At 65.7% G+C, this 8,770-nt stretch carries 6 protein-coding genes; all 6 read right to left on the bottom strand.

The annotated features are described in order from the left end of the window. The coding region (locus tag ACCC94_RS25070; RefSeq protein ID WP_413352328.1) for an MBOAT family O-acyltransferase at window positions 1-1,343 on the bottom strand (1,343 nt) is incomplete at its 3' end. A 387-nt stretch (window positions 1,344-1,730) separates the two neighbouring features. Beyond that, entirely contained in the window at window positions 1,731-2,846 is a 1,116-nt protein-coding gene (locus ACCC94_RS25065) for a mannuronate-specific alginate lyase (protein WP_413352330.1), read from the bottom strand. 36 nt (window positions 2,847-2,882) lie between these two features. Further along, window positions 2,883-4,295 (bottom strand): alginate O-acetyltransferase, encoded by a 1,413-nt coding sequence (locus tag ACCC94_RS25060; RefSeq protein WP_413352327.1) that lies wholly within the window; start codon window positions 4,293-4,295, stop codon window positions 2,883-2,885. Window positions 4,296-4,308: 13 nt separating this feature from the next. Beyond that, window positions 4,309-5,976 (bottom strand): mannuronan 5-epimerase AlgG, encoded by a 1,668-nt coding sequence (gene algG, locus ACCC94_RS25055; RefSeq protein WP_413352325.1) that lies wholly within the window; start codon window positions 5,974-5,976, stop codon window positions 4,309-4,311. A gap of 104 nt (window positions 5,977-6,080) precedes the next feature. Continuing rightward, window positions 6,081-7,514, bottom strand: coding sequence for an alginate export family protein (locus ACCC94_RS25050; RefSeq protein ID WP_413352329.1), 1,434 nt, complete (start codon window positions 7,512-7,514; stop codon window positions 6,081-6,083). 101 nt (window positions 7,515-7,615) lie between these two features. Further along, the coding region (locus ACCC94_RS25045) for an alginate biosynthesis protein AlgK (RefSeq protein ID WP_413352324.1) at window positions 7,616-8,770 on the bottom strand (1,155 nt) is incomplete at its 5' end.

The following is an 8,770-nucleotide window of genomic DNA, read 5'->3' as shown; positions in this document are numbered from 1 at the left end:
GCCTCGACCTGCTCGGTCTTCGCCGCGGCCTTGGGCGCCTTGCTCTGCATCGGCTGGTTGTAGAACTGGCGCAGGCCGAAGAAGGCGAGCACGAGGTAGGCGATCACCAGGGTGCCGACCTGCAGGCCGGTGAGGCTGGCGCGGTTGAGTTCGGAGAGCTTCCAGTCGCCGAAGCTGAACATGGCCTCGTACATGCGCCAGGCCACGTGCAGGTTCTCGGCGCGGAAGATCACCCAGCCGACGATCACCAGCAGGAAGGTGAACGCCCACTTCAGCGGATTGAGCACGCGCGGCGCGGCGTTCACGCCCAGGGCCCGCTCGATGGCCAGCCACACGCCGTGCCAGGCGCCCCAGATGATGTAGGTGACATTGGCGCCGTGCCACAGGCCGCCCAGCAGCATGGTGAGGATCAGGTTGCGGTAGGTCTGGAAGGTGGTGCCGCGGTTGCCGCCCAGGCTGATGTACAGGTAGTCGCGCAGCCAGGTGGACAGGCTGATGTGCCAGCGCCGCCAGAATTCGGTGATGGACTGGCTGATGTAGGGCTGGTTGAAGTTCTCCATGAAGCGGAAGCCCATCATCAGGCCCAGGCCGATAGCCATGTCGCTGTAACCGGAGAAATCGAAATACAGCTGCGCGGTGTAGGCCAGCGCGCCGAGCCAGGCGTCACCGGTGGTGGGGTTCTGCAGGGCGAAGCAGTGGTCGGCGACCGCCGCCAGGGTGTCGGCGATGAACACCTTCTTGACGAAGCCCTGCATGAAGCGGGTGCAGCCTTCGGCGAACTTGTCGACGGTGTGGGTGCGGTGGTTGAACTGGTCGACCAGGTCCTTGAAGCGCAGCACGGGGCCGGCGATCAGGTGCGGGAAGATCGCCACGAACGCCGCGAAGTCGATCAGGTTGTGCGTGGCAGGCGTGTCGCCGCGGTACACGTCGATGATGTAGCTGATCGATTCGAAGGTGTAGAAGCTGATGCCGATGGGCAGCAGGATGTGGGTCAGCACGAAGGGCTGCATGCCGAACGAGGTGATGATCTCGTTGAGGCTCTCCACGCCGAAGTTGGCGTACTTGAAGTAGCCCAGCACGCAGAGGTCGACCACCACGCCGAGGATCAGCCAGCGCTGCGCGGCCCTGGTGCGTACGCCGGCGGCGCCGATGCGCAGGCCGATCCAGTAGTTGAACAGGGTGACGCCGGCGAACAGCAGGAGGAAGTCCACCCGCCACCAGGCGTAGAAGATGTAGCTGGCGACCAGCAACAGGAGGTTCCGGTAGCGGTTCCCGCTCAGGTAGTACAGGCCGAGGAAGACCGGCAGGAACAGGAACAGGAACACGTTGGAAGAAAAGACCATTCCGCGTCTCTCTCTGGAGCTTCAAACCTTGAGTGGCTCCGGACCTTCCGGCGTCTTCGCGACGCCTTGAGGAAAGGCCGGGGCAACCCGCCAATTCCTCCCCATGTGGTGCTCAATCTGCTGCGCCCGCCCGCGTCTTTGTTGCGTGGGTCGGGTGGTGTTTATGCCCCGCGTGTGCGGGATGGGTAGCTCTTCGTAGGAGCGAGCTTGCTCGCGAACCGCCCTACGCCGGAGCTCCCGGAAATACTGTTCGCGAGCAAGCTCGCTCCTACAGGTCCGGCCGGATGACGCGAAGCGTTATCCGCCCTACGAGGCTGCCCAATCGCTCGGACAGCTCCCTCTCCCTTCAGGGAGAGGGCGGGGGAGAGGGGCTCTTGCCTTTCGGCTTCAGCTCCCCGCCCCCTGACGGTTGAAAACCTTGGTCACTTCACCCCCCAGGCGGAAGCTGTTGAACGGCTCCATCTTCTTCTTCCAGTCCTGGGTCTTGGGCGCGCAGCTGTAGAGCGCGCAATAGGGCTCCAGCCAGGCGAACTTGCTGTTCTCCTTCAGGTCGCCCATGTCCTGGTCGTTACCGGTCTTCTCGTCGAACGCGTCCTGGTCGTCCACGCCTTGCATCACGCGGTTGGCCAGGCGCTGCAGGGCGCCGTTGTTTTCCTGGCGCAGATCGACGCCGTTCACCTGGGCGAAGGCGGCGATCATGGTCAGCGGCGGCAGCGAGTAGTTGTGGTACGACAGGGCGCGCTGGCGGCGCTTGAGTTCGTTGGGCAGGTAGCCGTCGGCGTCCACCTGGTTGGCGGCCACCTTGAACTCCTGCACCGACCAGTCGAACAGGTCGCGGCGGTTGGTCACCACGGCGGTGGACATCACCGACCAGGCGGCCCAGTAGGAGTGGTTGTTGATCTTCTTCAGCGGCAGGTCGCTCCAGTCGCGCACCACCTGGCTGCCCAGGGTGCTGAACCAGTTCTCGATCTCCTTCGACTGCTCGGTGTAGGAGGCCAGCGGGCGGCTGCTGGAGAACTTCAGGCGCATGTAGGAGGACGACAGGCTGCCCAGCGCCCATTTGCGCATGGACTTGCCGGTGTGGTTGTAGTCGCTGCTTTCCAGCGCGCCGGCTTCGGCCCAGGACGTCAGCCAGTTCATCGCGCAGTCCAGGTCGCCCTTGTTGCCGCTGCGCATGTACTGGGTGATGAGCTTGGTGGCGCCGCGCTCCATGTCGGTGATGTCCTTGATCTGGCTGCGGAACTCTTTCTCCGCATCCGCATTCAGGGTGGCGCGCGCCGAGTCCGAGCCCTTGTACTTGCTGGTGAACTGCAGGCTGCCGGTATAGGGCGTCGGGGGAGTCGGGCAGTTGCCAGAATCCTTCTTGCTGCCCTTGTCGCCGACGGCTGAGAAGTAGCCCGGCGGCGGCATCAGGTCGGCGGCGTAGGTGGTGGTCTCGCCACCGAACAGGGCGCCGAGCACCGCGACGGTCAGGCCGATGCGGGCGACGACGGGTGTCTTGATCTTGCGTAGGCTGGGCATGGAATTCACTCCCTCGCGTCAGTTGGCGGCCACGTCGGCCGACTTGGCTTTGGGCGTCTGACAGAGCTTGGCCTCGACTTCCAGGCCCGCCGGCATGTCTTCCGGCGCCTCGATCTCCAGGGAGAGGAACTGCTGGTTCGACCAGTCCTCGTCGTTGCGCAGTTCGAAGACGTAGCGTCCGCCGGTGTCCACGGCCTTGGACTGCTCGATCTTCAGCTGCTCGCGACGACCGTTCATGTACCAGATGGTGTTCTTGAGTTCGTGCACGCCGGGGTCGGAATAGGTGACGTCGGCGGTGTAGCTGCCCGAGCGGATCGGCAGCGCGCCGCTGTTGAGCAGCACCTCGTTGCTGCCCGCGTGCAGCTTGACCTTGCGGCTGATGGCCGGCTTGCCGTCGGCGCAGCCGTTGTCCACCAGCGGCATGGCCTGGCGGTAGAAGCTCTTCTGCGCCATGTCGTAGTGGGTGGCGAATTCCCAGATGAGGATCTTCGGCGGCTTGTCGTGGAATTCCTTGCTGGTCATGTAGGCCAGCAGGGAGCTGTCGAAGCCGCCGCCGGACACGGCGTTGTTGAGGATGTCGACCTTGCCGTACTGCTCCAGGAAGCCGGCGAAGTTGTACGCCGGGCCGCTGTTGGAGGTGCCGACCAGCGCGACCTGGGCATCGCCGCCTTCGCCGAACAGGTCGCCGCCGCCCGAATCGCCCACCGGCTCGGTCTCGAAGCGGTCGACGTACTGCGGCGCGTAGCTGCTGCCGCACAGCTGCGCGGCGGCCTTGTGGAAGGTGCCCAGCTTGGACAGCAGGCCCACGCGCTTGCTCTCGAATTCCTTCTTGGGAATGTCGTTGTAGGCGGGGATTTCCTTCAGGGTCTGGGCGACGATCTTCGCGCTGCGCATCGCCCCGTACGGCGTCCAGTGGTGGTCGCCCTTGAAGTAGTAGGGGTGCTCTTCCTTCTCGTCGAACAGCGGCGAGAAGTCCGGGGTGTAGATGCCGGCCTTGCGGAACTGGGCGATGGTCGCCTGGTAGTTCTTCTTCGCCAGCTCGTAGTTGAAGCTGGCCTTCTCCTGCGGGTTGAGCTTCTCGCGGTTCACCAGGCCGCGGGTGGGCTGGTAGACCACCACGAGGTCGATGCCCTTGCGCTTGAGTTCGTCGCGCAGCTGCTTGAGCTCGCGCCAGCCCTCGGGGGTGGTGCCGAAGTCGGTGCGCAGGTCGTAGGTGGTACGGAACAGCCAGTCTTCCTGGGCCGGCACCAGGTGGGTGAAGAAGCCCAGGTACTTGGTGTTGTACGCCGCGTCGTTGGCGGCGGTGGGGCAGAGCCCGGCGGCCGGCTGCGCGGAATAGCTCGGCGCGTCGGCGGCGCTGGCCTGGTGGGCCAGCAGCAGGGCCGCGGAAAGGCCCGACAGGCGCAGCAGGTTGATGGTCAGTTTTTTCATGGTCGTCGGGTCCTCAGTTCTGCAGTTCGGCCTGGCTTTCGACGGGGTCGATCAGCACCGCGCGTTGCTGGCGCACCAGCAGGTCCAGGATTTGGTCCTGCTTCTCGCCGAGCACGCCGTTGAAGGAGATGCCGGAAGATTTGGTCGGGCCGAGCATGGCCACCTTGTAGAGCTCCAGCGACAGCGGCGAATCCACCGACAGCGGACCCGAGCCGTTGCCGGCCAGCTTGCCGCCCACCACGATCAGCGAGACCTTGGTGTCGAAGGGGTCGAGGTCGATGTTGCGGTCGGTGTCGGAGAGGTCCTTGATGTGCCCGTAGACGCCGATCAGCTTGTTGCCGGCGGCGAGGTTCTCGTACAGGCGGATGTTCACGCTGTTGCGCACGCGGATGCCGTGGCGCTGGTTGGCCAGCACCTGGTTGCCGTAGATGAGGTTGTCGCCCGACTCGTAGAGGGTGATGCCGTCGGAGTGGTTGCGGTACACCTCGTTGTAGGCCACCAGGTTGCGCTCGGAATTACGGTCGAGGACGATCCCGGAGAGGTGGTTGTCGTAGGTCTTGTTGTGGATGATCCAGCTGTCGTTGACCTCGCGGGAAACGATGATGCCGTGCTTCTTCCTGGTCCCGTAGACGGTGTTCTCGGCGATGATCAGGCGATGCGAGCGGTCGTGCGGGTCGATGCCGTAGACGACGTTGTTCCTGTAGGTGTTGCCGCGCACCACCAGGTCGTCGGCCTCGTAGCAGTAGAAGCCGTACCAGGCGTCCTCGAAGGTGGAGTTGAGCACCCAGCCCTGGGGCCGCGGGCGCTTCATGGTCTTGTCCATGCCCGGGCTGTACTGCGAGATGGAGATGCCGTAGGCCTTGGAGGCGTTGTAGCCGAAGCTTACGAAATGGCTGTTGACCAGGTAGGCTTCGGCGCCGCCCCAGGAGATCAGGAAGGGGCGGAATTCGTTGGGCTCCTTGAACCAGGCCGGTTCGTTCTTCGCCTCGTTCCAGGCGGTGACCTTGGTGTCACGCACGAACAGCTTGCCGTCGTTGACCAGGAACGAGCCGCGATCCTGCGACAGGCGCAGTTCCTTGACCTTGCCGTCGATCTCCAGGGTCGCGCCCTGGCTGACGACGATAGGCAGGCGGGCGACGTAGACGCCCGGCTCGGTCTGCTCCAGAACGTTCTTCGGCAGCTTGCCGACCAGCTCGGTGAGGTTGACGTAGCCGCCGTCGATGAAGATCGCCTTGGGCATCTGGCGCTGGCGCTTCACCCATTCGCCGAGACGGTTCTTGCCCCCGGTGAATTCCTTCAGCGGCTGCTGCTGGACCATGCGTTCGATGTGGGCCTTGCCGCGCTTGTTGCGCTGGATCTTCTTCTCCACCGCCTCGGCGGTGTAGCCCGACAGGTCAGGCAGCTTGGGCGGCTCCAGGTGCAGCGGCTCGCTGGGCGCGGCGGTCACGGTGTAGTTGCCCGATTGCTTGAGTGTCTGGGTGTGGCCCGGTTCGCCGTCCGGCTGTTCTTCCTGGGCCTTCTCGCTGTCGCCGGCTTTGGCGGCCTCGGCTGTCCTGGCCTGGGCAGCACTGGTTTCGGCCTTGGCCGCGGGCTGCGCCGCCCAGGTCGGCGCGCCGGCGCTGAGCAGGCCGCCGAGCAGCAGCGCGGTCAGCGGCAGGGCGTGTATCGGGTGGCGGTTCATGGCCGTGTCTCCTTGCGCGCGGGCCTCCAGCGGATACCCGGCCACGCAGCGGGGGCGGCGTAAAGCGAGCTGGGGAATCCGATGGAGGGTCATCGCTACAGTCCTCAGAAGTGCCAGATCACGTCGACGAAGGCGTGGTGCATGGTCGAGTCGACGTGGCTGCCGTAGGCGTCGCCGGGCTTGAACACGCCGCCGCGGAAGCGGATCAGCGCCGACGGCTCGTCGATCGCCTGGCTCATCGATGCCGGCAGCAGGCCCTGCTTGAAGTACTTGGTCACGACCAGGTCGACTTCCTGGCCGATGTCCTTGGAGTCGTTGACCAGCGGAGCGGTGATGCCGCTGTTGCCGATGTCCGAGTCGCTGTCCACGCGGCGGAACTTGTTGTAGATGACGCTGGCGTCGTAGTCGTCGCGCAGCTGCCAGGAACCGAACAGGGTGGCGGCCTCGAGGTTCGACAGTTCGCCGCGGAACGCCTCGCCGAAACGGTGCGCGCGGGCGCGGGTGCCGGTGAAGTTGGAGCGGTTGCTCTCAAGGCCGGTCTGCTCGAACTGGTCTTCGCCGTTCTTGCCGCCGCCACTGCCGCGGGCATAGGCACCGCCGACGCGCCATTGCTCGTCGATGTTCCAGCGCAGGCCGAGGTCGGCGCCGTAGGCATCCACGTCGCCACTCTGCTTGCCGGCGGCGACGCGCTCGCCGTTCACCGGGACGGTGGTCAGGCGGTCGCGGTTGCCGGTCAGCCAGGTGGCGCTGGCCCAGTAATTGATGGGCATCTGCGAGCGCCAGTTGTAACCGTCGCCGTTGGCCTCGATGCCGACCCAGGTGAGGTCGCCGGTGGAGCGCTTGTCCAGCGAATCGACGGTCTCGCCCGGGTCCGGCAGGCTGCCGCTGTCGTCGGAATGGTGCAGGCGCAGGCCGACCCAATGCTGCGGCATCCACTGCGTGGAGATATCGCCGAAGACGTGGGTGCGATCCTTGTCCTCCGGCGCGAGGTCGGTGATGTCGGTGCGGTAGTCGGAGAAACGCTGGGCGGCGCCGAGGTGGGCGCGCAGCAGGGTGGTGTCGAAGGTCCAGTTCAGCGCTTCGATGTTGGTGTCCTGCCACATGCCGCTGTCTTCGCGCAGACGCTGGCGACCGAAGCGCAGGTGCTCACCGGGGTACTGGGTGAGGCCGGCGTAGTCGACCCAGAACTCGCGCAGGGCCAGGTAGGCGTCGTCGGGCTCGCGCTTGTTGTCGCTGCTGCTGCGGCTGGAGCCGTTGACGTCGTCGTTCTGCAGGGTGTCGGTCTGGATGGTGTCGGTGGCGGCGACCGCCTGGCCCATCACATAGGCGCTCCAGTCGCCCCATTGGCCGAAGGCCCACGGGCGCAGGTCCAGGCCGATGCCGTTGAGGTCGCCGCCGCGGGCGGTGCCCAGGTCGCGGTCGTCCTCGGATTCGGCGGTCACCTTGATGTCGAGGCCGAAGTTCTTCGGCGGCTCTTCTGCCGCGTGGGCGAGGCTGCCGAAGAGGGTCCCGGCCAGGCTCAGGCCGGCGCCGAACATGACGGGGAACAGGCGTGCGCGGCGAACAGCGGTAGCCAGAGCTCGCGGCTTAATCCCTTCGATAAGAGCAAACGGCGGGGTGGTCATCGGGTCAATGCGCTTCATAGGTTTTCTTGATCCTGATTGTTCTGCAGGAGGCTGACGGTGGCTTGCCAGTTGGCCCCGCGCGCTTGTTCTTCGCGCTTGAGCAACTGCTGGGCCGCAGAGCGGTCGGCCGGTTGTATCTGCGGCTCGATCTGCGCCATCAGGTCACTGGCGGTAGGGACCTGCTGGCGCTGGGCGAGCTCGCCGAACACGTAAGCGTTGACCAGATTCGGGCGAATGCCACGTCCCTGCGAATACAGCTGTGCCAGAGCCATGTCGGCGCTCGCCTGGCCGGCGCGCGCGGCGATCAGCAGGTGGTCCACGGCCTTCTGCGGGTAGACCTGGCCGAGGAATCCACGGCGATAGATCTGGCCCAGGTAGTAATGCGCCTGCGGCTCGGTGGCGGCAGCCTTGAGCAGGTGCTGTTCGGCCTTCTGCGGCTCCTGCGGGGCCCACTTGCCGTCGTAGTAGAGGCGGCCCAGCAGCAGTTCGGCGCGGGGCTGTGCGGCGTCCTGGGCCTTCTTCAGGTAGTCGAGCATCTGGTCCAGGTCACCCAGGTCGGGGTTGTCGTACTGCAGCTTGGCGAGGCTGACCCAGGCGGCCGGGTAGGTCGGCGCGATCTCGTTGAGCAACGCCTGCGCGGCCTGCGGATCGGCGGTGCCGATGTTCTGGTCGGCCAGTACGCCGGCCACTGACTCGACGCGCTCGGACGGTACGCGGCCGGCCTTCCAGCCTGCCTTGAGCGCTTCGATGTGGGCCTTCTGCTTATCCGCGTTGCCCTGCTTCTGGTACACGGTGGCCAGTTCCATCCAGCACACGTCCATGCGGGTCAGCCAGCGCTGGCAGACCTGCTCGACCTCGCCCAGGTGCTGGTCGTAGGTGCCCTGGGTGCGGTACAGGATGATCTGCGCCAGGTCCGCCTGCGGCAGGCCCTGGGCGCGCCACTGGTCGATGCGCTGCTGCGGGTTGACGTTCGGCCAGGCCTGCGGGTACTGCAGGTAGAGCACGATCAGCGGAACCAGCGCGCTGTCCTCGCCTTCATCGAAGGCGCGGGTCAGCAGCTGTTCGGCTTCGCGGTGCTCGGCGTCGGTGCCGCCGGGCTTGGCCGCCAGCCACTTGCCCAGGCCAACTTCCAGTCCCTGGCGACCATGGGTTACGCCGACGCACAGGTC

Source organism: Pseudomonas sp. Pseusp97 (assembly GCF_047304025.1).
GTDB lineage: Bacteria > Pseudomonadota > Gammaproteobacteria > Pseudomonadales > Pseudomonadaceae > Pseudomonas.
Note: the sequence above shows the minus strand (reverse complement) of the source record. Positions and strands in the feature narration are given on the sequence as shown.

Bases quoted from the DNA above. Each gene is read 5' to 3' on its own strand.
- ACCC94_RS25050 (WP_413352329.1), bottom strand. From the start codon at position 7,514: ATGTTCGGCGCCGGCCTGAGCCTGGCCGGGACCCTCTTCGGCAGCCTC.
- algG (WP_413352325.1), bottom strand. From the start codon at position 5,976: ATGAACCGCCACCCGATACACGCCCTGCCGCTGACCGCGCTGCTGCTC.
- ACCC94_RS25060 (WP_413352327.1), bottom strand. From the start codon at position 4,295: ATGAAAAAACTGACCATCAACCTGCTGCGCCTGTCGGGCCTTTCCGCG.